Source organism: Corynebacterium pollutisoli, assembly GCF_900177745.1.
In the GTDB taxonomy this organism is placed as follows: Bacteria; Actinomycetota; Actinomycetes; order Mycobacteriales; family Mycobacteriaceae; genus Corynebacterium; species Corynebacterium pollutisoli.
Map to the genome: position 1 here is coordinate 138,922 of NZ_FXAR01000003.1, position 21,954 is coordinate 160,875.

At 69.1% G+C, this 21,954-nt stretch carries 21 protein-coding genes; 14 read left to right on the top strand and 7 right to left on the bottom strand.

The features are described 5' to 3' along the window. Positions 1 to 42 precede the first annotated feature (42 nt). On the bottom strand, positions 43 to 1,110 hold the full coding sequence (locus B9Y70_RS05590; RefSeq protein ID WP_085549273.1) for an LLM class flavin-dependent oxidoreductase: 1,068 nt from the start codon (positions 1,108 to 1,110) through the stop codon (positions 43 to 45). Continuing rightward, positions 1,107 to 2,261 carry an NAD(P)-binding domain-containing protein gene (locus B9Y70_RS05595; protein WP_085549274.1) on the bottom strand — a complete coding sequence of 385 codons (1,155 nt, stop codon included), beginning with the start codon at positions 2,259 to 2,261 and terminating at the stop codon, positions 1,107 to 1,109. Before B9Y70_RS05595 ends, B9Y70_RS05590 begins: the two co-directional genes overlap by 4 nt. 149 nt (positions 2,262 to 2,410) lie before the next feature. Between B9Y70_RS05595 and adhP the strand changes: the two genes are divergently transcribed. Together adhP and B9Y70_RS05605 are read left to right on the top strand one after the other, a co-directional pair. After that, positions 2,411 to 3,442, top strand: a complete 1,032-nt coding sequence (gene adhP, locus B9Y70_RS05600; RefSeq protein ID WP_085549275.1) for an alcohol dehydrogenase AdhP — start codon at positions 2,411 to 2,413, stop codon at positions 3,440 to 3,442. Positions 3,443 to 3,481: 39 nt separating this feature from the next. Beyond that, positions 3,482 to 4,831: a sodium/glutamate symporter gene (locus B9Y70_RS05605; RefSeq protein ID WP_085549276.1), complete on the top strand. Its 1,350-nt coding sequence runs from the start codon at positions 3,482 to 3,484 to the stop codon at positions 4,829 to 4,831. A gap of 53 nt (positions 4,832 to 4,884) precedes the next feature. Here B9Y70_RS05605 and B9Y70_RS05610 read toward each other — a convergent pair whose 3' ends face one another. Further along, complete coding sequence (locus B9Y70_RS05610; RefSeq protein ID WP_085549277.1) at positions 4,885 to 5,271, bottom strand: MmcQ/YjbR family DNA-binding protein; 387 nt, start codon at positions 5,269 to 5,271, stop codon at positions 4,885 to 4,887. 120 nt (positions 5,272 to 5,391) lie between these two features. Between B9Y70_RS05610 and clpB the strand changes: the two genes are divergently transcribed. Next, the gene (clpB, locus tag B9Y70_RS05615; protein ID WP_085549278.1) at positions 5,392 to 7,950 is read left to right on the top strand and encodes an ATP-dependent chaperone ClpB; all 2,559 of its coding nucleotides are present in this window, start codon (positions 5,392 to 5,394) and stop codon (positions 7,948 to 7,950) included. Between the two features lie 131 nt (positions 7,951 to 8,081). Continuing rightward, a complete protein-coding gene (locus B9Y70_RS05620) occupies positions 8,082 to 8,336 on the top strand; it encodes a DUF7218 family protein (RefSeq protein ID WP_143337540.1) in 255 nt (84 codons plus the stop codon). Here the strand turns inward: B9Y70_RS05620 and B9Y70_RS05625 are convergent. Next, a complete protein-coding gene (locus B9Y70_RS05625) occupies positions 8,322 to 8,828 on the bottom strand; it encodes a DinB family protein (RefSeq protein ID WP_085549280.1) in 507 nt (168 codons plus the stop codon). The genes B9Y70_RS05620 and B9Y70_RS05625 overlap by 15 nt on opposite strands. Positions 8,829 to 8,862: 34 nt before the next feature. Between B9Y70_RS05625 and B9Y70_RS05630 the strand changes: the two genes are divergently transcribed. The 8 genes from B9Y70_RS05630 to B9Y70_RS05665 all read left to right on the top strand — a co-directional run bounded on the left by B9Y70_RS05630 (position 8,863) and on the right by B9Y70_RS05665 (position 16,876). Continuing rightward, positions 8,863 to 10,020 (top strand): glucose-1-phosphate adenylyltransferase family protein, encoded by a 1,158-nt coding sequence (locus B9Y70_RS05630; RefSeq protein WP_085549281.1) that lies wholly within the window; start codon positions 8,863 to 8,865, stop codon positions 10,018 to 10,020. A 58-nt stretch (positions 10,021 to 10,078) separates the two neighbouring features. Continuing rightward, complete coding sequence (locus B9Y70_RS05635; RefSeq protein WP_085549282.1) at positions 10,079 to 10,918, top strand: sulfurtransferase; 840 nt, start codon at positions 10,079 to 10,081, stop codon at positions 10,916 to 10,918. Positions 10,919 to 10,938: 20 nt separating this feature from the next. Further along, a complete protein-coding gene (locus tag B9Y70_RS05640; RefSeq protein WP_085549283.1) occupies positions 10,939 to 11,952 on the top strand; it encodes a type III secretion system chaperone family protein in 1,014 nt (337 codons plus the stop codon). A 37-nt stretch (positions 11,953 to 11,989) separates the two neighbouring features. Further along, positions 11,990 to 12,541, top strand: coding sequence for an orotate phosphoribosyltransferase (gene pyrE, locus B9Y70_RS05645; protein WP_085549284.1), 552 nt, complete (start codon positions 11,990 to 11,992; stop codon positions 12,539 to 12,541). After that, positions 12,531 to 13,178, top strand: a complete 648-nt coding sequence (locus B9Y70_RS05650) for a TrmH family RNA methyltransferase (protein WP_085549285.1) — start codon at positions 12,531 to 12,533, stop codon at positions 13,176 to 13,178. Before pyrE ends, B9Y70_RS05650 begins: the two co-directional genes overlap by 11 nt. A gap of 79 nt (positions 13,179 to 13,257) precedes the next feature. After that, the gene (locus B9Y70_RS05655) at positions 13,258 to 14,457 is read left to right on the top strand and encodes a glycoside hydrolase family 76 protein (RefSeq protein WP_085549286.1); all 1,200 of its coding nucleotides are present in this window, start codon (positions 13,258 to 13,260) and stop codon (positions 14,455 to 14,457) included. Between the two features lie 134 nt (positions 14,458 to 14,591). Beyond that, complete coding sequence (fbaA, locus tag B9Y70_RS05660) at positions 14,592 to 15,623, top strand: class II fructose-bisphosphate aldolase (RefSeq protein ID WP_085549287.1); 1,032 nt, start codon at positions 14,592 to 14,594, stop codon at positions 15,621 to 15,623. Between the two features lie 65 nt (positions 15,624 to 15,688). Continuing rightward, positions 15,689 to 16,876, top strand: a complete 1,188-nt coding sequence (locus B9Y70_RS05665) for an FUSC family protein (RefSeq protein ID WP_085549288.1) — start codon at positions 15,689 to 15,691, stop codon at positions 16,874 to 16,876. A gap of 98 nt (positions 16,877 to 16,974) precedes the next feature. Here B9Y70_RS05665 and B9Y70_RS05670 read toward each other — a convergent pair whose 3' ends face one another. Together B9Y70_RS05670 and B9Y70_RS05675 are read right to left on the bottom strand one after the other, a co-directional pair. After that, positions 16,975 to 17,982 carry a PRC-barrel domain-containing protein gene (locus B9Y70_RS05670; protein ID WP_275886734.1) on the bottom strand — a complete coding sequence of 336 codons (1,008 nt, stop codon included), beginning with the start codon at positions 17,980 to 17,982 and terminating at the stop codon, positions 16,975 to 16,977. Between the two features lie 274 nt (positions 17,983 to 18,256). Beyond that, on the bottom strand, positions 18,257 to 19,099 hold the full coding sequence (locus B9Y70_RS05675; protein WP_085549289.1) for a hypothetical protein: 843 nt from the start codon (positions 19,097 to 19,099) through the stop codon (positions 18,257 to 18,259). A 94-nt stretch (positions 19,100 to 19,193) separates the two neighbouring features. Here B9Y70_RS05675 and B9Y70_RS05680 point away from each other — a divergent pair, with 94 nt between their 5' ends. Together B9Y70_RS05680 and B9Y70_RS05685 are read left to right on the top strand one after the other, a co-directional pair. Next, on the top strand, positions 19,194 to 20,486 hold the full coding sequence (locus tag B9Y70_RS05680; RefSeq protein ID WP_085549290.1) for an adenylosuccinate synthase: 1,293 nt from the start codon (positions 19,194 to 19,196) through the stop codon (positions 20,484 to 20,486). After that, on the top strand, positions 20,487 to 21,530 hold the full coding sequence (locus B9Y70_RS05685; protein WP_085549291.1) for an ATP-grasp domain-containing protein: 1,044 nt from the start codon (positions 20,487 to 20,489) through the stop codon (positions 21,528 to 21,530). Here B9Y70_RS05685 and B9Y70_RS05690 read toward each other — a convergent pair. After that, on the bottom strand, positions 21,494 to 21,946 hold the full coding sequence (locus B9Y70_RS05690) for a GNAT family N-acetyltransferase (protein ID WP_085549292.1): 453 nt from the start codon (positions 21,944 to 21,946) through the stop codon (positions 21,494 to 21,496). The two genes, B9Y70_RS05685 and B9Y70_RS05690, sit on opposite strands and share 37 nt — an antisense overlap. Between the last annotated feature and the right edge of the window lie 8 nt (positions 21,947 to 21,954).

The following is a 21,954-nucleotide window of genomic DNA, read 5'->3' on the forward strand; positions in this document are numbered from 1 at the left end:
CGTCGGCCGGCGGAAAAATACACGTGGGAACCCGGTGGGCGGCTACGCCACCGGATACCCCTCCACGCGTCCCTCGGTCGCCGGCTTCCAGCCCAGTGCCGGGGCGACGTGCTCGGCGAAGGACTGCAGGATCGACTGGTTGAGCTCGACCCCCATCTGGTTCGGGATGGTGAGCATGAGGGTGTCGGCGGCCATGACGGCGGCGTCGGCCTTGAGCTGCTGGATGAGCACGTCGGGCTCGGCGGCGTAGGTGCGGCCGAAGGTGACCGGGGAGCCCTCGCCGAGAGAGCCGATCTGGTCGCGGCCGGTGGCCTGGAGGCCGAACATCTCGCGGGAGCGGTCGTCGACGATGGGGAACACCGAGCGGGAGACCGACACACGCGGGGTCCAGTCGTGGCCGGCCTCGACCCATTCGGCGCGGTAGCGGGCGATCTGCTCGGCCTGCAGGTCGCCGAGGGAGGAACCGTCGGCCTCGGAGACGAGGGTGGAGCTCATGAGGTTGACGCCGTCGCGGGCGGCCTGCTCGGCGGTGGCGTGCGATCCGGCTCCCCACCACACGTGGCGACGCAGGCCGGGGGAGTGGGGGAACACCGGCAGCGGGGTGCCGGGCTGGTACATGCGCGGGTACTGCTCCTCGGCGGGGGCGGCCTCGGCGACGCCGTAGCCGTCGATGGCGGTGAGGAACTGTTCGAACTTGGCGCGGGCCATGTCGGCGCCGTTGGGCTGCTCGGCCCGGTAACCGAAGGCCTCCCAGCCCCGCTGGGCGGGTTCCGGTGATCCGCGGGAGACGCCGAGAGCGAGTCGGCCGTCGGAGAGGAGGTTGAGGGCGGCGGCCTCTTCGGCGAGGTAGAGGGGGTTCTCGTAGCGCATGTCGATGACGCCGGTGCCCACCTCGATATTCTTGGTGGCACCCACGATGGCGCCGAGCAGGGGCATCGGGGAGGCCCCCTGCGGGGCGAAGTGGTGGACGCGGAAGTACGCGCCGTTCACGCCGATCTCGTCGGCGGCGACGGCCAGTTCGAGAGCCTGCTGGAGGGTCTCGGCGGCGTCGGGGCCGGGCTGGTTACCGATGGCGTAGTGGCCGAAGCTTAAGAATCCGAAGGCTTTCACGCGGCTGAGTCTACTTTCTGCTGGAGGATGCGGGCGGCGCGGCGTCCGGCGAGACGGCCCGCGCGGGTGGCACCGACGGTGGAGGCGGTGGAGCCGTAACCGACGAGGAGGATGCGGTCGTCGGCGGCGGGGGTGACCTCGTCGAGCATCCGGATTCCGCCTTCCGCGCCGCGCAGTTTCAGTGGCGCGAGGTGGCGGAGGGCGGGGCGGAATCCGGTGTTCCAGAAGATGATGTCGACGTCCATCTCCGTGCCGACCGGCAGCGGGTCCCAGGATTCCGGGACCTGCAGCTCGTTGCTTCTCGACGGCCCGTACCCCGCCGCCACCTCGCTCTTCGGCGGCCCGAACACGACACCGGTCTCGGTGACGCGGTCGAACATGCCCCGGGAGACGAGGGTGCCGGCGGCGACCCCGTCGAGGTAGGCGGGGATCTGCGGGATGCCGGTGGTGCGCACCACCGAGGCGGGGCGCCGCCCGGCGAAGGTGCGCTCGCGGACGGCCTCCTCGACGGCCAGGCCCCATCCGGCGTCGAACTCCCTCTGCGTGAAGTTCGGCGGTCGGTGGGTAGCCCACACCGTCTCGGTGACGGGGGCGAGTTCGAGGAGGAACTGCACCGCGGACAGGCCGCCGCCGACGACGAGGGTGCGTTGCCCGACGAAGTCCTCTTTCCGCACGTAGTCCTTCGTGTGGAGCTGACGACCGCGGAAGTTCTCGATGCCGGGGATGTACGGGATGAACGGGTTGTCCCACGTGCCGGTGGCGTTGAGGACGAGGTCGGCGGTGAAGACGCGGTCGTCGATAAGCGTGACGGTGAGCGGGGACCCGGGGTCGACGCGACGGACCGGGGCGGGGCGCAGGACCTGCAGGTCGAAGGTGTCCTCGTAGGTGCCGTAGTAGTCGGCGACGAGGCGGGAGGCGGGGACCTGCGGGTCGGGGCGGTCCATGGGCAGGCCGGGGAGGTCGGCGATGCCGTGGGCCTTGCCGAGGGTGAGGGAATCCCAGCGGTGTCGCCAGGCGCCGCCGGGGCCGTCGTTGGCGTCGAGGGCGAGGACGTCGCCGTCGGGTCCCAGGGAGTACCCGCGCCGGAGGAGTTCGTGGGCAGCCGCCAGGCCAGCCTGGCCGGCGCCGATGATGATGGCGCGGTAATGCATGGTCCCAGCATAGCCGAAAATGGTGATATATCACCAACCGGCCCCGGCCTGAATATTTGTTGAGAATCGGAAAATGTGATGACAGGCACATTGGGGGGCCGATAGTGTGGCCCGTAACACATCAATCCGCTCCTAGGAAAGGATCCGTCATGTCTGCACCCACCTCCTTCCGCGCCGCCGTCGTCGAGGAATTCGGCCCCGAGGTCAACGTCCGCGACGTCGACCTGCCGAAGCCGGACCGCCACCAGGCGCTGGTCAAGCTCCACGCCTCCGGCGTCTGCCACACCGACCTCCACGCCGCCGAGGGCGACTGGCCCGTGAAGCCGGAGCCGCCGTTCGTGCCGGGCCACGAGGGCGTCGGCGAGATCGTCGAGCTCGGCCCGGGCGACCACGACCTCAAGGTCGGTGACATGGTCGGCAACGTGTGGCTGTGGTCCGCCTGCGGCACCTGTGAGCACTGCCGCACCGGCTGGGAGACCCTGTGCAACGACGCCGAGTACGGCGGCTACACCGTCAACGGCTCCTTCGGCGAGTACATGCTCGTCGACACCCGCTACTGCGCCCGCATCCCCGAGGGCTCCGACCCGGTCGAGGTCGCCCCGATCCTCTGCGCCGGCGTCACCGTCTACAAGGGCCTTAAGGTCGCGGAGACCAGGCCCGGCCAGTTCATGGTCATCTCCGGCGTCGGCGGCCTCGGCCACATCGCCGTCCAGTACGCCGTCGCCATGGGCATGCGCGTCATCGCCGTCGACATCGCCGACGACAAGCTCGAGCTGGCCAAGCGCCACGGCGCGGAGTTCACCGTGAACGCCAAGCACTCCGACCCGGCGGAGGCCGTCCAGGAGTTCACCGGCGGCGGCGCGCACGGCGTCCTCGTCACCGCGGTCCACGAGGCGGCCTTCGGCCAGGCCATCGGCATGGCCCGCAAGGGCGGCACCATCGTGTTCAACGGCCTGCCGCCGGGGGACTTCCCGGCCCCCATCTTCGAGATCGTGTTCAAGGCGCTGACGATCCGTGGTTCGCTCGTCGGCACCCGCCAGGATCTCGAGGAGGCGCTCGACTTCTACGCCCGTGGCATGATCAAGCCGACCGTGCACGAGTGCTCCCTCGACGACGTCAACTCCGTCTTCGAGGACATGCGCCACGGCAAGATCGAGGGACGCATGTCCATCAAGTACTGAGTGCTGTATGGTCCTACCACCTGACATAAGCTGAGCGGTATGGACTACACCCCTTACAGCCTGCTTATCGACGTCGGCTGGATCTCACTTCTCATGATCATCGGCAACCTGCTGCGCAGGAAGGTCCCGCTGTTCCAGAAGCTGCTCCTGCCGGCGTCGATCACCGCCGGCCTCCTGGGCCTGCTCTTCGGCCCGCAGGTGCTGGGCGTCATCAACTTCTCCGACCAGATCGGCACCTACACCGGCATCCTCATCGCCTTCGTCTTCGCGTCGATGGCGTACGGCATGGACCTCACCCCCTCCGTGCGCACCGGTGCCCGCCAGATGTGGTCGTACTCCACCGGCATGTTCCTGGGCCAGTGGGGCCTGTTCATCCTCCTCGGTGTCTTCCTGTTCAAGCCTTTCTTCGGCACCGAGGACTGGTTCGGCATGATGCTGCCCGTCGGCTTCGTCGGCGGCTTCGGCACCGCCGCCGCCGTCGGCCACTCCCTCGAGGAGGCCGGTGCCGTCGCCGCCAGCTCCCTGGGCTTCACGTCCGCCACCGTGGGCACCCTGGCCGCCATCGTCGGTGGCCTCATCTTCGCCAACTGGGGCATCCGCACCGGCCGCGCCTCCACCATGCCCGGCGAACTGCCGTGGGACCTGCGCTCCGGCTACATCGACAACGTCAAGGAGCGCCCGTCGATCGGTAAGGCGACGACGAACCCCTCCTCCATCGAGCCGCTGGCCCTGCACCTCGGCTTCGTCATGCTCACCGTGCTCGTCGCCTACCTGGTCAACGGCTTCATCACCGGCATCTTCCCGAACGTGTCCATCCCGCTGTTCGCCATGTCGTTCGTCATCGGCCTGCTGGGACGCGCCCTCCTCTCCGGCCTCGGCCGCAAGGACTTCCTGGACAAGAACACCGTCAACTCCATGTCCGGCGCCGCGACCGACTACCTCATCGCCTTCGGCGTCGCGTCGATCGTGCCCGCCGCCATCGCCGACTACTGGGTGCCGCTGCTCGTCCTCTTCGTCCTCGGCGTCGTGTACTGCACGTTCATCTTCTTCGTGCTCTCGCCGGAGTTCTTCGGCGAGAAGTGGCTCGAGCGCGGCATCTTCTCCTGGGGCTGGGCCACCGCGGCCGTCGCCACCGGTATCGCCCTGCTCAAGATCGTCGATCCGAAGCTCAAGTCCGGCACGCTCAACGAGTACGGCGTGGCCTACGTCGGATTCGCCCCCTTCGAGATCGGCATGACCATCCTCGCGCCCATCGCGGTGCTCGCCGGCCTCACCGCGGGCCTGGGCTGGGCGTCCCTCATCGTCGGCGTGGCGGTCATCCTCGTGCCGATCTTCACGAAGAAGACGCCGGGCGCCGAGAAACGCGCCGCCGCAAAGGTCGGAGGGTGATCGCCGGTACGTAAGGCCCTGCCGAGGGCCCTGAAAAACGCCTTACGTACCGGCTATCCACCTTCGTCCCGGCCGAACGTCGCCGGGTCGACCGGTCGCCGCCGGCGGGGCAGGCCGGCGACCCCCAGGAGGTAGGAGTCGGTGACCAGGTCGTGCAGGTACTGCGCGCCCTCCGCGAACACCCCGTCGCCCACCGAGATCCAGTGCCTCTTGTTCATGTGCCACCCCGGCTGAATCCAGTCGTGGGTGGCACGCAGCATCTCCGCCTCGTGGGGGTCGGCCTTGAGGGTGACCACCCCGCGGGTGAGCATGGCGAACATCTTCCCGCGTACCTTCCACACCTCGATGTCGGCGTTGTGGCCGTCGAAGGGGAAGGTCTTCTCCGTGCCGGGCAGGTCGTGGCAGCGGGCGCGGGCGGCGTCGAAAAGCGGGGTACTCATGAAACCCTTCCGTAAACTTGAGTGCGCAGGACTCAAAGTTTTTTCCCTTGAGTGGAACAGACTCAACTCTTGAGACGTTACTACTAGTAGATAACAGACGAAAGAGAAAGGAAACGTGCCATGAGCTCGTTCAACCCCACCACCAAGACCCAGGAGGCCCTGCAGACCGCACTGCAGTCGGCCTCCGCGAACGGTAACCCGGACATCCGCCCGGCGCACCTGCTCGCCGCGATCCTCGATCAGCCGGAGGGCATCGCCGCCCCGGTCCTCAAGGCCACCGGCGTGGATCCGGAGACCGTGGCGCGGGAGGCCCGCGAGCTGGTCGACGGTTACCCCAAGGCCGCAGGTGCCAACCTGGCGAACCCGAACTTCAACCGGGAGGCGCTCAACGCGCTGACCGCCGCCCAGGAGCTGGCGGGCGAGCTCGGCGACGAGTACGTCTCCACCGAGGTCCTCATGGCCGCCATCGCGCGCGGCGACTCGGATGCGGCGCAGCTGCTCAAGGGCCGCGGTGCCACCTATGACGCCATCAAGGGCGCCTTCCCGTCCGTGCGCGGCGCCTCCAAGGTGACCAACCAGGACCCGGAGGGCCAGTTCCAGGCCCTGGAGAAGTACTCCACCGACCTCACCGCCCGCGCGCGGGAGGGCAAGATCGACCCGGTCATCGGCCGCGACTCGGAGATCCGCCGCGTCGTCCAGGTGCTGTCCCGTCGTACCAAGAACAACCCGGTCCTCATCGGTGAGCCGGGCGTCGGTAAGACCGCCATCGTCGAGGGACTGGCGCGCCGCATGGTCGCCGGGGACGTCCCGGAGTCGCTCAAGGGCAAGACGCTCATCTCCCTGGATCTCGGTTCGATGGTCGCCGGCGCGAAGTACCGCGGCGAGTTCGAGGAGCGCCTCAAGGCCGTCCTCGACGAGATCAAGAACTCGAACGGCCAGATCGTCACCTTCATCGACGAGCTGCACACCATCGTCGGCGCCGGTGCCACCGGTGAGTCCGCCATGGACGCCGGCAACATGATCAAGCCGATGCTCGCCCGCGGTGAGCTGCGCCTGGTCGGTGCCACCACGCTCGACGAGTACCGCAAGTACATCGAGAAGGACGCCGCGCTGGAGCGTCGTTTCCAGCAGGTCTTCGTCGGTGAGCCCTCGGTGGAGGATGCCGTCGGTATCCTCCGTGGCCTCAAGGAGCGCTACGAGGTCCACCACGGTGTCCGCATCCAGGACTCCGCGCTGGTCGCCGCCGCCTCCCTGTCCGACCGGTACATCACCAACCGCTTCCTGCCGGACAAGGCCATCGACCTCGTCGACGAGGCCGCCTCCCGCCTGCGCATGGAGATCGACTCCTCCCCGCAGGAGATCGACGAGCTCGAGCGCATCGTGCGCCGCCTCGAGATCGAGGAGGTCGCCCTGCAGAAGGAAACCGACGCCGCCTCCCGTGACCGTCTGACCAAGCTCCAGTCCGAGCTGGCCGACGAGCGCGAGAAGCTCGGCGAGCTCAAGGCCCGCTGGACCAACGAGAAGTCGTCCATCGACAAGGTCCGCGGGGCGAAGGAGGAGCTGGAGAAGCTGCGCCAGGAGTCCGAGATCGCGGAGCGCGACGGTGACTACGGCAAGGTCGCCGAGCTGCGCTACGGCCGCATCCCGGAGCTGGAGAAGGAGGTCGCCGAGGCCGAGGCCGAGGTCGCCCAGGGCTCCAACAACGCCATGCTCTCGGAGGAGGTCACCCCGGACACCATCGCCGAGGTCGTCTCCGCGTGGACCGGTATCCCGGCGGGCAAGATGCTCGCCGGCGAGACCGAGAAGCTGCTCGCCATGGAGAAGGTGCTGGGTAACCGTGTCGTCGGCCAGCTCGAGGCCGTGCAGGCCGTCTCGGACGCGACCCGTCGTGCCCGCGCCGGTGTCGCCGACCCGAACCGCCCGACCGGTTCCTTCCTGTTCCTCGGCCCCACCGGTGTGGGTAAGACGGAGCTGGCGAAGTCGCTGGCCGAGTTCCTCTTCGACGACGAGCGCGCCATGGTCCGCATCGACATGTCCGAGTACGGCGAGAAGCACTCCGTCGCCCGTCTCGTCGGTGCCCCTCCGGGCTACGTCGGCTACGACGCCGGTGGTCAGCTCACCGAGGCCGTCCGCCGTCGCCCCTACACGGTCGTGCTTTTCGACGAGGTGGAGAAGGCCCACCCGGACGTCTTCGACGTGCTGCTGCAGGTCCTCGACGAGGGGCGTCTCACCGACGGCCAGGGCCGCACGGTCGACTTCCGCAACACCATCCTCATCCTCACCTCGAACCTGGGTGCCGGTGGTACCCGCGAGCAGATGATGGAGGCCGTCAAGCGGACGTTCAAGCCGGAGTTCATCAACCGCCTCGACGACGTGGTCATCTTCGACCCGCTGTCCCAGGAGCAGCTCACCCACATCGTCGACATCCAGATCGGCCAGCTGGCCGCCCGCCTGTCGGGCCGCCGCCTGAGCCTGGATGTCTCCGATGCGGCGCGGTCCTGGCTCGGCGAGCGCGGCTACGACCCGGCCTACGGTGCCCGTCCGCTGCGTCGCCTCATCCAGCAGGCCATCGGTGACCGCCTGGCCAAGGAGCTGCTGGCCGGTGACATCCGCGACGGCGACACCGTGCACGTCGACGTCGCCGACGGCGGCGAGTCGCTGGACGTGACCCGCGGCTAGTCTCCCGCGCGGTTCGGCCACTTATGGGGTGTTTGAACACCCCGGAAGTGGCCGAACCGCGGCACCGCCACTTATCGACGCCGCCCGTTCCCCACCCCGGGGGAGCGGGCGGCGTCGCTATGCTCGGGCCCATGGCAGATCCCATCAAGGACCGTGAACTCTACGAGGCACTCCGCGAGGACGGCGCGAGCCAGGAGAAGGCCGCACGCATCGCCAACGCCGCCGCGAACTCTTCCCGCGAGGAGGTCGGGCGCCGGGGAGGCGACGCCGACGCCTACGAGGAGTGGACCGTCGATGAGCTGCGGGAACGCGCCCGCGAGCTGGACATCGAGGGGCGCTCGAGCATGAAGAAGGACGAGCTCATCGAGGCCCTACGGAATCACTGACGGCATGCCGGCGATGTAGTGGGCCTGGGCGAGGTGCTCGAGGGCGTCGATAAGCAGGGAGGTGATGCGCACCTGCCGGGTGACGGGCTGATCATCGTAGGTGTCGACGATGTCGTCCCAGTCCGGGGAGTCGTCGACGTGGGCGCGGACCGCGGCGAGGGCGTCGCGGATGTAGGCGGCGAGGGCGGCGTGGTCGTCGACACGCACCGACCGGGCCTCCTCGGCGGAGTGGCCGTACCCGAGGGTGTCGCCGATCGAGCCGAGGCCGAGGGCCTCCCGGTGGCGGGGCCACACCTCCGCGCCGCCGCTGAGGTGCGCGAGCTGCATGTCGATCTCCCGGCCGGTGTGCCACAGCAGCCACGCGGGGGAATTGGGGTGCCCGCCGGGGTGCGCGTTGAGCTCCCCGGGGCCCAGTTCCCGCAGGTGGGAGAGAGAATACTCGGTGCGGTCGAGGAGATCGCGGATTGTCCTGTCAACTTCGTCACTGTGCATGTCGCCAGGCTACCGATCTCCGTACCATGGTCCCATGAACGGCAACGCATCCCACACGGTCGCGCTCATCCTCGCCGGTGGCCGCGGCAGCAGGCTCTCCCCGCTGACCGACGCGCGCCCCAAGCCGGCCGTCCCCCTGGCCGGTTCCTACCGGCTCATCGACGTCGCGCTCTCCAACCTCACGCACTCCCAGATCCGCGATGTGTGGGTCGCCGAGCAGTACCGCCCGAACCTGCTCAACCGGCACCTCGCCGGCGGCCGCCCCTGGGACCTCGACGGCACCCGCCACGGCCTGCGCCTGCTCCCGCCGGGGGAGGGGGACGCGGAGGACGGGTTCTCGGAGGGCAACGGGCACGCCCTGTTCCAGCAGCTGGAGGCCGTCGAGGAGTACGGGGCGCAGACCCTCATCGTGCTCAGCGCCGACCATCTCTACCAGCTGGACCTGCGGCCGGTGCTCGACCAGCACGCGGAACTGGGCAGTGACCTGACGATCATCACCACCGAGATCCTCGAGGACGCCTCCCGCTACGGCGTCGTGACCGCGAAGAACAAGGAGGTCACCGGCTACGACTACAAGCCGGACTCCCCGGCGGGCCAGGTGGTGGCCACCGAGGTCTTCGTCTTCGACGTCGCCGCCCTGCGCCGCGCCTGCCGCGACCTCCTCCCGGCGGGTTCCGACGGCTCCGAACTCGGCGACTACGGCGAGACCATCGTGCCCCACATGGTCGAGCACGCCACGGTCCATGAGTACCGCCTCGACGGCTACTGGCGTGACCTGGGCACCATCGACGCCTACTTCCGCGCCCACATGGAACTCATCGAGGGCACCGGCATCGACCTGCACCGCCCGGACTGGCCGCTGCTGACCAACCTCTCCCAGTCGGCCCCCGCCCGCATCGCGCCGGACGCCGAGATCAACAACTCCCTGGTCTGCCCGGGTGCGGACGTCGTCGGCACGGTCGAGCACAGCCTCATCGGCCCCGGGGTGCGGGTGGAGAAGGGGGCGACCGTCCGCCGCTGCGTCCTCATCGGGGACGTCACGGTCCCGGCCGGCGCGCACCTGGAATCCGTCATCGCCGACCACGGGGCGGAGATCCCCACCGGCCGGACCGGGCAGACGAAACCGGGGCCGGGCAACATCACGGTGCTCGTCGAGAAGCGGACGGACGAGGGGGACGCGCTGACGCCGTGATCGGCCGGGGGCGTGCACCAGCGGCACGTCCGGTGAACCCCACCTAATATCGAGATATATGAGCACCTTCGTGAGCGCCGACTCTCTGCGGGACGACATCTATCACGGTAACCATCAGACCGTCCTCGCCTCCTACTGGGCCCCGGGCGAGGGCGGCGGGTACAAGCGGTACGAATCAGAGCACATGCCCACCGCGCTGTTCTGCGATCCGGCCTACGCGCTGGCCGGGATCCCCAGCTCGGACGACGGCCGCAACCCCCTCCCGGAGGCCCACTATCTGCAGGACTGGTTCAGCCGGTGGGGGCTGGAGGAGGGCAGCCGCGTCGTCGTCTACGACGAGGGGCGCGGCCTCATGGCGGCCCGCGCGTGGTGGATCCTGCGCTGGGCGGGACTGGATGACGTGCAGATCCTCGACGGTGGCCTCAAACGCTGGGACGAACTCGGCTACCCCATCGTCGGCGGGCCGGGGAACTTCGCCATGTCCGACGGTGGGGCGGTGAAGATCGGCGGCCTGCCCGTCGCGGAGATCGACGACGTCCGCGATCACATCGCCGGGGGAGGGGTCCTCGTGGACACCCGTGACTCCCGTCGCTTCGAGGGCCGCCGCGAGATCCTCGACCTCAAGGCCGGCCACATCCCGGGGGCCATCAACATTCCGGTCCGCGAGCTGCTCAACGACGACTGGACGATCCGCACGCGGGAGGAGATCCGGGAGCGTTTCGCCCGCGACGGCATCACCTCGTGCGAGAACGTCGTCCTCTACTCCGGTTCCGGCAATCACTCCGCCCTGGCGATCGCCGCGATGGAGTACGCGGGCCTGGGCTGCGCGACGCATTATGTCGGTGGCTGGTCGCAGTGGTCGGCCGATCCGACGAACCCGGTGCAGCGGGGCTTCTGATCGCACTATTGTCGAAGGTGATGTCCACCATTGCCTTCGTCCTCGCAGCAGCCGCCGCCGGTGCGGCCGGCGCGCTGTGGCGTCTCGACGCCCGCCGGCAGGCCCCCGCCGCGCCGGAACCGGTCCCCGAGACCACCGGGCATCCGGAGACCCCGGAGGAGCACGAGCGCACCCGCCCGAGCCTCCACCTGCCGGGTGCCCTGCGCCGCGAGCGCCGCGCCTGGGCCGAGGAGAAGGGCTACGACTTCGCGCGTACCGACGACTGGCTCAACGACGAATGGTCCCGCGGCGCGGCGGCCTCCGGGGCGGTCGCGCGCGACATCGTCAGTGGTCAGGCGTACGGGCACGAGATGGTGCTCATGGATCTCGGCGGCGTCAACGTCATGGCGATGCGCCGCGGTTCCAGCTCGGATGTCGTCCTCGACGCCCGCCGCAGCGGCCTCACCCAGGAGTCCTCGGAGGATCTCCTCGAGGCGTTCACCCTGGGGGATTTCACGGTGCTGGCCACCGACATCGGCGTCGCCGAGAGGCTTCTCGATGAACGCGTCACCACCGCCTTCGAGGTCTTCCCCGAGGTGGTCACCGCCGTGTGGATGGAGGCCGACTGGGTCCTCGCCCAGACCGCGAAGGGCTCGCACAGCGCCGACTGGGAGGCGATGCTCGCCCCGCTCGCCATGCTGGCCGACGCCGCCTGCGCCCTGCCTCCGAAGGCGACTGCCGCCCAGACCCTGCTTCTCGACGATCTGGATCCCACCCGCCACATGCCCGGCCCGCCCCAGCCCGGTTTCGGGGTGCTGGCCATCGCCCGGGAGGGCGTCGACGGGGGCGAACGGCCCCTCGTGCAGCGCCCGGAGGAACCGCTCGACCTGCCCTCCCGCCGCCAGGCGGTGGCGCGTGGTGTGGTGGAACCACGCAACATCGGGGCGGACGAGGTGGAACCGATCGCGGACGGCGTCGATAAGCGGGACGGTGAGGCGCGGGGACCGCGCATGCCGCGCGACCTCAGCGGGGGATCCTCCCTCTTCGACGACTAGAGTCACAGGGAGAACCCCGCACGAGAAGGAGACCCCCATGAGCCGCACCGACGTCGACGCCACGAAGCTCGCCGAGCTGGCGGAACTGGTCAAGGAACTGGCCGTCGTCCACGGAAAGGTGACGCTGTCCTCGGGCAAGGAGGCCGACTACTACGTCGACCTGCGCCGGGCGACGCTGCACAACGAGGCGTCGAAGCTTATCGGCACCCTCCTGCGCCAGCTGACCAGCGACTGGGACTTCGTCTCCGTCGGCGGCCTCACCCTGGGCGCGGACCCGGTCGCCACCGCCGTCATGCACGCCGAGGGCCGCCCGATCGACGCGTTCGTCGTGCGCAAGGAGGCCAAGAAGCACGGCATGCAGCGCCGCGTCGAGGGCCCCGACGTGGTGGGGAAGAAGGTGCTCGTCGTCGAGGACACGACCACCACCGGCAACTCCCCGCTCACCGCCGTCGCCGCGCTGCGTGAGCTCGGCGCCGACGTCATCGGCGTGGCCACCGTCGTCGACCGGGCGACCGGCGCCGACGAGGTCATCCGAGCCGAGGGCCTCGAATACCGTTACCTCCTGGGCCTGGACGACCTTGGACTCTAGTCCCGGGCCCACCGAATGGGGTGAGGGCCGGCACGGCGTCGGCCCCTGGGAGGGGGAGTGGCCCGAGGGTGACCACTGGGACCCGCAGCTCCTCGCGGAGGGCGACCGACGCAACGTCGTCGACGCCTACCGCTACTGGACACGCGAGGCGATCGTGCGGGACATCGACACCCGTCGGCACCCCCTGCACGTGGCGATCGAGAACTTCGAGAACGACGCCAACATCGGCACCGTCGTGCGCACCGCCAACGCCATCGCGGTGGACACCGTGCACATCGTCGGCCGGCGGCGCTGGAACCGGCGCGGGGCCATGGTCACCGACCGTTACCAGCACCTCATGCACCACCCGGACGTACATTCGCTGCTGGTGTGGGCGATCCGGAACGACCTCACCGTGGTGGCGATCGACAACACACCGGGTTCCGTCCCGCTCGAGACCGCGCACCTGCCGCGCGAGTGCCTCCTGCTGTTCGGGCAGGAGGGGCCGGGCATCACCCCGGAGGCTGCGGAGGGGGCGCTCATGACCTGCTCCATCGCGCAGTTCGGGTCGACCCGGTCGATCAACGCGGGCGTCGCGGCGGGCATCGCCATGCACGCCTGGATCCGGCAGCATGGAGATCTCGGTCACGCCTGGTGACGTGCGCGTGACGTAACTGCAAACCAATCGTTATCATGGTGTGATACTTTCGGACACAGCGAGGAGTGACGGAAAGAACGTGCAGGAGACCTGGGCGCACCGCGCCGACCTGGCGGAATCCGCCATCAACGAGCGCCACGGTTCGCGCGTGTGGGGCATCCCGCGCACCAACCTGGCCGTGGTCAGCTGGCCGCCGACCACCAAGGAGCGCCTCTTCCACCACTGGCACTACTGGTGGCAGGCCCACTACCTCGACTGCCTCGTCGACGCCGCCACGAGGCGGCCGACGCGTGCCCGCCGCCGGGTCATCGCCAACACCATCAACGGCATCCGCCTGCGCAACCTCGGTCCCCTGACCAACAACCGCTACTACGACGACAAGGCGTGGCTGGCGCTGGCCCTGCGCCGCGCCGGGACCCTCCACCAGGTGCCCATGCCCACCGTCCTGCCGCGCCTCGAGCACAACATCGTCGACGGCATCGACGGACTCACCGGCGTCCTCCCGTGGCGTACCGGCGAGACCTTCTACAACGTCCCCTCCAACGGCCCCGCCGCCATCATGATGGCCCGCACCGGCCGGATCGAGGAGGCCCGCGGCATCGTCGACTGGATCCACGAGCACCTCATCAACGACGACGGCCTGGTCATGGACGGCATCCGCATGCGCATGCACGGCCCGGAGCTCGTCCCCAACATCCACCCGTACTGCCAGGGCGTGGCCCTCGGCGCCAACCTCGAGATCGCCCTCGCCCTGCGGGAGAAGGCCGGCTTCTCCCACGGCGACACCATCTCCGGGCTCGCGGACGCCGAGGCCATCGACGAGGCCATGCCGTACATCACCCGCATCCGCGCCCTCGTCCAGGCGGTGGCCGTCCACATGGCCACCCCGGCCGGGGTCATCGACTGGAAGACCGGCGACGGTGACGGCGGCCTGTTCAAGGGCATCCTCATGCGCTACCTCGCCGACGTCGCCGTGCGCCTGCCCTCGGACAACGCCGCGAACCGGGCCGCGAAGAAGGTCGCCGCCCGCCTCGTGCTGTCCTCCGCCGAGTCGGTGTGGAACCGCCGCCTCGAGGTCGACGGTCTGCCGGTGTTCGCCACCGACTGGACGGCCGACGCCCGCCTCCCGCACAACTTCGGCCTCGCTCCGTCGACCCTGCCGGAGGCCCTCGGCGTGTTGCGTATCGACGAACGCGACCTCTCCGTCCAGCTCTCCGGATGGATGCTCCTCGAGGCCGCTGCCCGCGTCGTCGCGGATTCGGACACCCGCAAGCCCTGATTCTGCCCGAATCGGGGGGAGGGGAGCCTGTGATTTCCTCTGGCGGGGCGAGCACTCAGGCGCAAACGCAGGCATACTGGTATGCGGACCCCGATTCGGACCCCTAGCGATCGAACTACCTGGAGGATCACCCTATGCCTATCGCGACTCCTGAGATCTACAACGAGATGCTCGACAAGGCCAAGGAGGGCGGCTACGCCTTCCCGGCCATCAACTGCACCTCCTCGGAGACCATCAACGCTGCCCTGAAGGGCTTCGCCGAGGCCGAGTCCGACGGCATCATCCAGTTCTCCACCGGCGGCGCCGAGTTCGGCTCCGGTCTGGCCGTGAAGAACAAGGTCGCCGGCGCCGTCGCCCTGGCCTCCTTCGCCCACGAGGCCGCCAAGCACTACGGCGTCAACGTCGCACTGCACACCGACCACTGCCAGAAGGAGGTGCTCGACGAGTTCGTGCGCCCCCTGCTCGCCATCTCCCAGGAGCGCGTCGACGCCGGTGAGCTGCCGCTGTTCCAGTCCCACATGTGGGACGGTTCCGCTGTGCCGATCGACGAGAACCTCGAGATCGCCCAGGAGCTGCTGGAGAAGTCCCGCAAGGCGAACATCATCCTCGAGATCGAGATCGGTGTCGTCGGCGGCGAGGAGGACGGCGTCGAGGCCAAGGCCGGCGCCAACCTCTACACCACCGAGGAGGACTTCGAGAAGACCATCGACGCCATCGGCACCGGTGAGAACGGCCGCTACCTGCTGGCCGCCACCTTCGGCAACGTCCACGGCGTGTACAAGCCGGGCAACGTCAAGCTGCGCCCGGAGGTTCTCCTCGAGGGCCAGCAGGTTGCCCGCAGGAAGCTGGGCCTGTCCGACGACGCCCTGCCGTTCGACTTCGTCTTCCACGGTGGCTCCGGCTCCGAGAAGGAGAAGATCGAGGAGGCGCTGCGTTACGGCGTCATCAAGATGAACGTGGACACCGACACCCAGTACGCGTTCACCCGCCCGATCGTGACCCACATGTTCGAGAACTACAGCGGTGTCCTCAAGGTCGACGGCGAGGTCGGCAACAAGAAGGTCTACGACCCGCGTTCCTACCTCAAGAAGGCCGAGCAGGGCATGGCAGAGCGCGTCATCGAGGCCTGCCAGGACCTGCATTCCGTGGGTAAGACCGTCAAGTAGTCTTCCTCCACTGGTCAAGCCCCGCCCTGTGCGGGGCTTTTCCCTTTTCATTAGTGTGATACTCCATGGCGAAGTTGAGAGTCGGCACCCTGGAGCGTCTCCGTCGCGTCGAGGGGTCCCTGGAGTCCCGGGCCCTGCGTGTGCGGAAGCGTCTGTTCGCGATCCTGCAGGTCGCCATCGCCGCCGGCCTCGCCTTCTGGGTGGCGCAGACCCTCGTCGGCCACCCGTTGCCCTTCTTCGCGCCGATCACCGTGGTCATCATCCTCGGTCTCGCCGGCGGCGAACGGATCCGGAAGGCCCTGGAGCTCTCGCTCGGCGTCATCGTCGGCGTCGGCCTCGGTGACCTGCTCGTCCACTACACCCCGGACGGGCCGTGGATGATCCCCCTCGTGGTCGGCGTCTCCCTGCTGGTGGCGTCGTTCCTGTCGAAGTCGCCGCTGGTGAGCAACCAGGTGGCCATCGGCTCGATCCTCATCGCGACGATCCTGCCGCCGGGCACCGAGGGCGGCGGCCCCGACCGCATGCTCGACGCGTTCGTCGGCGCGGCGATCGGCCTGGCGACGATCGCGCTGCTCCCCTCGTCGCCGCTCAATTCCGGTCGGCAGGAGGTGTCCAAGTTGCTGGGTATCGCGTCGTCCGTGCTTGACGACGTCGCCGTGGCCCTCGACACCCGCGACGCCGAGGCCCTCGACAAGGCCATGGAGGCCGTCCACAACACCCAGCCCGACATCAACAACATGATCTCCGCCGCCGCCCACGGCCGCGAGATCTCGGCGCTGTCCCCGCTGCTGTGGGGCTCCCGCCGGCGCGTGCGATCCCTCGAGCGGATCCTCCCCTCGGTGGAGTACACGATGCGCAACGCCCGCGTGCTGGCCCGCCGCGCCCTCGTGCTCTGCCAGGACGGGGACCGCGTCTCGACGCGCCTGGTCAACATCGTCGACGAACTCGCCGACATCGCCGCCGAGCTCTCCGACGTCTTCGACGCCCGCACCCCCTCCAACGAGGCGCAGGACATCCCCGACATCGTCCGTCGCCTGCAGGTCATCGGTGCCCGCTCCGGCATGGACGCGATCAGCGCCGACGCCGTCCTCTCGGAGTACGTCATCCTCGCCCAGGCCCGGTCCATCACCGCCGATCTGCTCGAGGTGAGCGGCTGGTCGCGGGAGTCCGCGCTCGCCGCCCTGGCGCCGACCTCCTCGACCCCGGCGTACCAGCCCGAGATCTGGCCGGGGGTCCGCGACGAGGAGTCGTAATCCGGTCCGGATGAAGCAGAACGTACCGCGAAGCCCCTTCACCGGCATGGTGGAGGGGCTTCGCGGGACGAAGTGCCGCTCGGTCCTAGGAGTTGGTCCTAGTAGTTGGAGCGCGGGATGTGCTGATCGCCGTCATCCAGCGGACGACCGTCCGCGTCACGGTTGCCCAGGTCGCGCGGGTCGTGCTGCTCGCGCATGGAACGGCCGGTGGTGCCGCTCAGATCCTCCTGGTCGCCGCGTGCGGAGAGGTCGTCACCGCGCTCGACGTGGACCTCCTCGCGCTCGACCGGGACCTCGACGGTCTCGGTGGAGCGGACGCGGTACTTGCGCAGGCGGGTCTCGCCCGGGCGGAGCTCACGGCCACGGTCACGGTCGCGGTGGGCGTCATCGGCGTAGTCGCGCTCGGCGGTCTCGTAGTCGCGGAGCTGCTCGCGCGGCTCGTCGCTCATGCCGTGGGCGCTGGTGCCGCGGGCGGCGCGGTCCTCGGGGGTGCGGTCGAGGCCGAGCTCGTGGTCGGACTCGGCACGCAGGCGGTCGGCGGAGGCGTCGCCGTCGCGGCGGTGGTCGCCGAAGCCGTGGACGTCGGTGCCGTCGGTGCCATCGGTGCCCTGCGGGGCGGCGGCAGCGCCGGTGACACCCGGGGCGACGACCTGGTCACCCGGCATGCCCTGGTCCGGGGTCGGCTCCACGGCGTCGCGCTGCAGGTCACGATCGCGGTCGAAGCGGTCACCGTGGACGTCACGGTCGCGGTCGTAGTCGTCGTCGAAGCGGTGCGGCTCGTACTCGGTCTCGTTGGGGGTGCCGTCCAGGCCGAAGTGACGGTAGATCGTCGCGTGGTCCTCGTCGGAGAGGTGATCGTCGTCGCGGATGTTCGGGGCATCCTGGATGCGGTCCTTGGTGAAGGCGAGCTGGAGGTTCTCACCGTCGAGGCGGTGGCCGCGGAGCGGGACGATGCTGGAGCTCATGCCGAAGAGGCCGTGGCCCACCTCGACGAAGTCCGGCTGGCCGGTGGAGTCGTTGATGTAGACCTCCTTGACGGAGCCGAGCTTCTCGCCGTCGCGGTCGTAGGCGGTGGCGGTGGTGAGGTCGTGGATGTTGCGGTTCATGATGCGATTCCTTTCGGGTGATCGGTTGATCTGGTCCCGAGCGTAGGAACGCCACGCCGGTCCTGCCACGAATTTCAACCCTCCCCGGGGCGTCCTTGAAAAACGTGTGAAGCAGGCTACAATGTTCGCCCTGTACTGGTCACATGTTGCGGCAATAATAGATTCCGCTGGTCAGTGATCGTGGCCTGACCTTCGGCGTCCGTTACCGACACTGTGACGGCGACCACATGCGGGGGCGTCGATAGGCAAAACCCCGTGTGTGATCTTAATCACATTAGGACCGGACAATCTGAAGATCTCGGAGGTGACGGTAGAACGTCGAGCGCTCCAGCGGGCGCTTGTGGCGGACGCCGTCGATCGTCACCGCCAGGGACGGTCCGCCAGCCTGCACCGCGCGGCCCGTCGCCAGGGAATCCGGGTCCACCGGAGTGGAACGACTCAGCTTGTGTGCGAGGCGCTGACGGAAGGACAGCTCCAGGTCGGCCGGCTCCCGCATGCGCACGGCGGCGATGCCGGGGGCGTCGAGCATGGGGACGAGGCGGGCGCCGAAGACGCCGTCGAAAAGCACGCCCTCGCGGCCCTCATGGCGGACGAGGACATGGTCGTTGACGATGATCTCGCCGGTGATCTCCCCGCCCTCCCACTCGGTGATCGTGGCGGAGCCGGCGACGGCCATGCCCAGGTCAGTGCGGATGAGCGGCACCGGGCGCGCCGACCCTGCCAGGGCGATCCGCCACGGCGAGTCCAGGCCCCAGTTGGCCGCCGCCACCGAATCGCCGACCGGGATGAAACCGACCTCCGCCCACAGGTAGTCTCCGCGCATCATGCGGGTGAGGACGGCGGCGAGGGCGGCGTCGGTACCCACGACGATGACGCGCAGCGGCTCCGGCAGGTGCGGGGCCTGCGGGGCCGGGGCCGGGGTCGCCAGGTGGGCCACATCGGGCTGCTGGGCGATCTCGTCGAGGGAGGGGGTGGGATCCTCCGGGAGCATCTCCGCGGCGATCGCGTCGAGAGGGGAGAGGTCGCGGCGGCCCGGGATCGCCGGCAGGCTGAGAACAGTGCCGGGGAGGTCGGCCGGAACAACGACATCGCCACAGCGTAGGATCACCACTCGCATGAGGGTTGATCCTACAACCCGTAGTAGAATGGTAAGCCGTCTGTGGCTTTCAACAGCCACGCGTTCCCGAAACTTGAGCGGAAGTGACCCAATAATGGCTGCAATCGTGATCGTCGGCGCCCAGTGGGGCGATGAGGGCAAGGGCAAGGCCACCGACATCCTGGGCGGCGAAGTTGACTACGTGGTCAAGCCCAACGGCGGCAACAACGCCGGCCACACCGTCGTCGTCGGCGGCGAGAAGTACGAGCTGAAGCTCCTTCCAGCCGGTGTCCTCTCCGAGAACGCGGTCCCGATCCTGGGTAACGGCGTCGTCATCAACCTCGAGGCACTCTTCGAGGAGATCGACGGCCTCGCCGCCCGCGGGGCTAACCCGGAGCGCCTGCGGATCTCCGCCAATGCCCACCTCGTCGCGCCCTACCACCAGGTCCTCGACCGCGTTCAGGAGCGCTTCCTGGGCAAGCGCGCCATCGGCACCACCGGCCGCGGCATCGGCCCGGCCTACGCCGACAAGGTCAACCGCATCGGCATCCGCGTGCAGGACATCTTCGACGAGTCGATCCTCCGCCAGAAGGTCACCTCCGCTCTCGACGTCAAGAATCAGATCCTGGTGAAGATGTACAACCGCAAGGCCATCGACCCGGAGACCATCGTCGAGTACTTCCTCGGTTACGCCGACCGCCTGCGCCCCATGGTCATCGACGCCGACCGCGTCCTCAACGAGGCCCTCGACGAGGGCAAGCGCGTCCTCATGGAGGGCGGCCAGGCCACCATGCTCGACGTCGATCACGGCACCTACCCGTTCGTCACCTCCTCGAACCCGTCGGCCGGTGGCGCCTGCGTCGGTTCCGGCATCGGCCCGACCCGCATCACCACCACCCTGGGCATCATCAAGGCGTACACCACCCGCGTCGGCGCCGGCCCGTTCCCGACGGAGCTCTTCGACAAGTGGGGCGAGTACCTGCAGACCGTCGGCGGTGAGGTCGGTGTCAACACCGGCCGCAAGCGCCGCTGCGGCTGGTACGACTCGGTCATCGCCCGCTACGCCTCCCGCGTCAACGGCTTCACCGACTACTTTCTCACCAAGCTCGACGTGCTCACCGGCATCGGCGAGATCCCGATCTGCGTCGCCTACGACGTCGACGGCACGCGTTTCGACGAGATGCCGATGACCCAGACCGACTTCCACCACGCGGAGCCGATCTTCGAGACCATGCCCGCCTGGGACGAGGACATCACCGGCTGCACCACCTTCGAGGAGCTGCCGCAGAAGGCCCAGGATTACGTCCTGCGCCTCGAGGAGCTCTCCGGCTGCCGCATGTCCTACATCGGCGTCGGCCCGGGCCGCGACCAGACGATCGTGCGCCACGACGTCCTGATGGACAACTAGATGACCAGCGTCCTCCTGCTCGGCCGCTCCGCGGAGCTCACCGCCGCTTTTCGACGCCTCGGTGTCACCGTCCACTCCGCCCCCGCGGGTGCGGCGTCGGACGGTGACCAGCTGCGGGTGCTCGTCACCCGGCACGAGGTCGACCATGTGGTGCCGCTCGTGGAGGACGTGGACGTGGCCGGCCTAAAGGCCCTCGAGGACAGCGGCGTCGACGTCGTGCCCTCCGCCAAGGGCTGCCGCCTCACCGTCGAGCGTGACACCCTGCGCACCGTGGCCAACGAGGAACTCGGCCTGCCCACCACCGCCTACCGCTTCGCCGACACCCGCGAGGAGTTCGAGGCGGCGGTCGAGGAGCTGGGCCTGCCGTGCATCGTCAAGCCCGCCCGCTTCTCCTCCGAGAAGGGCCACCGCGTGCTGCATGAGGGCGATGACATCGCAGCCGCATGGCCCGACCGCCGGGTCATGGTGGAGCGCTTCGTCGACTTCGACCACGAGCTCACCATGCTCGCCGTGCGCTCCGTGGACCCCGCCACCGGGCGCCTGGCCACGTGGTTCTGCGAGCCCGTCGGCCACGCCCACCGCGGCGGCAAGCTGGCCGAGGCGTGGCAGCCCATGGAGGTCAACCGGTCGGCCCTGGACAACGCCCGCTCCATGGCCGCGCGGATCTCCAATGCGCTCGGCGGGCGCGGCCTGTTCGCCGTCGAGATGTTCGTCGCCGGGGAGGACGTCTACTTCTCCGCCGTCACCCCCCGCCCGCACGACGTGGCGACGGTGACGCTGAGCTCCCAGCGTTTCTCGCAGTACGACCTCCATGCACGGGCGGTCCTCGGGCTGCCCATCGACACCACGCTCGTCTCCCCGGGCGCCTGCACGATGCTCTACGGGCCGGTCAACGACCTCGCTGCCGCTCTCGCGGTGCCGGAGGCCGACGTCCGTCTCTACCGCGACGAGCGGGCCATGGTCCTGGCCACCGCAGAAACCGTTGACAGCGCCCGCAGCCGGGCGGCTCAGGCCTCGGAGGCGGCGACCCGCAGCATCGGCTGATGTGGGATTCCCTCGTCGTCGAAGACGTCGCCGACGGGCTCGAACCCGAACCCGCGGTAGAACGCCACCAGCGGAACCTGGGCGTCCAGCACCACGTCCCGGCCCTCGGCCAGCCCGGTCGCTGCTTCAACGAGCTGGCCGGACAGGCCCGTGCCCCGCGCCGACGGCGTCACGCACACCCGTCCCAGCCGCAGCCGGGCGCCGTCGGGGAAGACCCGCGCCGTCCCCAGTAGCTGCCGCCCGGCGACGTCCCAGGCCAGCAGATGGACGGTGTCCGGATCCGCGTCCACGTCGTCGATCTCCGCGTAGGGGCAGCGCTGCTCGTGGACGAAGATGTCCACCCGCAGCTTGTAGAGTTTGTGGACCTCGAGCGGCGACAACGCCGCGAGGGGGTGGGCGGCGATGAGAGTGTGCACGGTGAGCC

What these genes read in the sequence shown, in the direction of transcription:
- B9Y70_RS05595 (WP_085549274.1), bottom strand. Translation starts at nt 2,261, where the DNA reads ATGCATTACCGCGCCATCATCATCGGCGCCGGCCAGGCTGGCCTGGCG.
- adhP (WP_085549275.1), top strand. Translation starts at nt 2,411, where the DNA reads ATGTCTGCACCCACCTCCTTCCGCGCCGCCGTCGTCGAGGAATTCGGC.
- B9Y70_RS05605 (WP_085549276.1), top strand. Translation starts at nt 3,482, where the DNA reads ATGGACTACACCCCTTACAGCCTGCTTATCGACGTCGGCTGGATCTCA.
- B9Y70_RS05610 (WP_085549277.1), bottom strand. Translation starts at nt 5,271, where the DNA reads ATGAGTACCCCGCTTTTCGACGCCGCCCGCGCCCGCTGCCACGACCTG.
- clpB (WP_085549278.1), top strand. Translation starts at nt 5,392, where the DNA reads ATGAGCTCGTTCAACCCCACCACCAAGACCCAGGAGGCCCTGCAGACC.
- B9Y70_RS05620 (WP_143337540.1), top strand. Translation starts at nt 8,082, where the DNA reads ATGGCAGATCCCATCAAGGACCGTGAACTCTACGAGGCACTCCGCGAG.
- B9Y70_RS05625 (WP_085549280.1), bottom strand. Translation starts at nt 8,828, where the DNA reads ATGCACAGTGACGAAGTTGACAGGACAATCCGCGATCTCCTCGACCGC.
- B9Y70_RS05630 (WP_085549281.1), top strand. Translation starts at nt 8,863, where the DNA reads ATGAACGGCAACGCATCCCACACGGTCGCGCTCATCCTCGCCGGTGGC.
- B9Y70_RS05635 (WP_085549282.1), top strand. Translation starts at nt 10,079, where the DNA reads ATGAGCACCTTCGTGAGCGCCGACTCTCTGCGGGACGACATCTATCAC.
- B9Y70_RS05640 (WP_085549283.1), top strand. Translation starts at nt 10,939, where the DNA reads ATGTCCACCATTGCCTTCGTCCTCGCAGCAGCCGCCGCCGGTGCGGCC.
- pyrE (WP_085549284.1), top strand. Translation starts at nt 11,990, where the DNA reads ATGAGCCGCACCGACGTCGACGCCACGAAGCTCGCCGAGCTGGCGGAA.
- fbaA (WP_085549287.1), top strand. Translation starts at nt 14,592, where the DNA reads ATGCCTATCGCGACTCCTGAGATCTACAACGAGATGCTCGACAAGGCC.
- B9Y70_RS05665 (WP_085549288.1), top strand. Translation starts at nt 15,689, where the DNA reads ATGGCGAAGTTGAGAGTCGGCACCCTGGAGCGTCTCCGTCGCGTCGAG.
- B9Y70_RS05670 (WP_275886734.1), bottom strand. Translation starts at nt 17,982, where the DNA reads ATGAACCGCAACATCCACGACCTCACCACCGCCACCGCCTACGACCGC.
- B9Y70_RS05675 (WP_085549289.1), bottom strand. Translation starts at nt 19,099, where the DNA reads ATGCGAGTGGTGATCCTACGCTGTGGCGATGTCGTTGTTCCGGCCGAC.
- B9Y70_RS05680 (WP_085549290.1), top strand. Translation starts at nt 19,194, where the DNA reads ATGGCTGCAATCGTGATCGTCGGCGCCCAGTGGGGCGATGAGGGCAAG.
- B9Y70_RS05685 (WP_085549291.1), top strand. Translation starts at nt 20,487, where the DNA reads ATGACCAGCGTCCTCCTGCTCGGCCGCTCCGCGGAGCTCACCGCCGCT.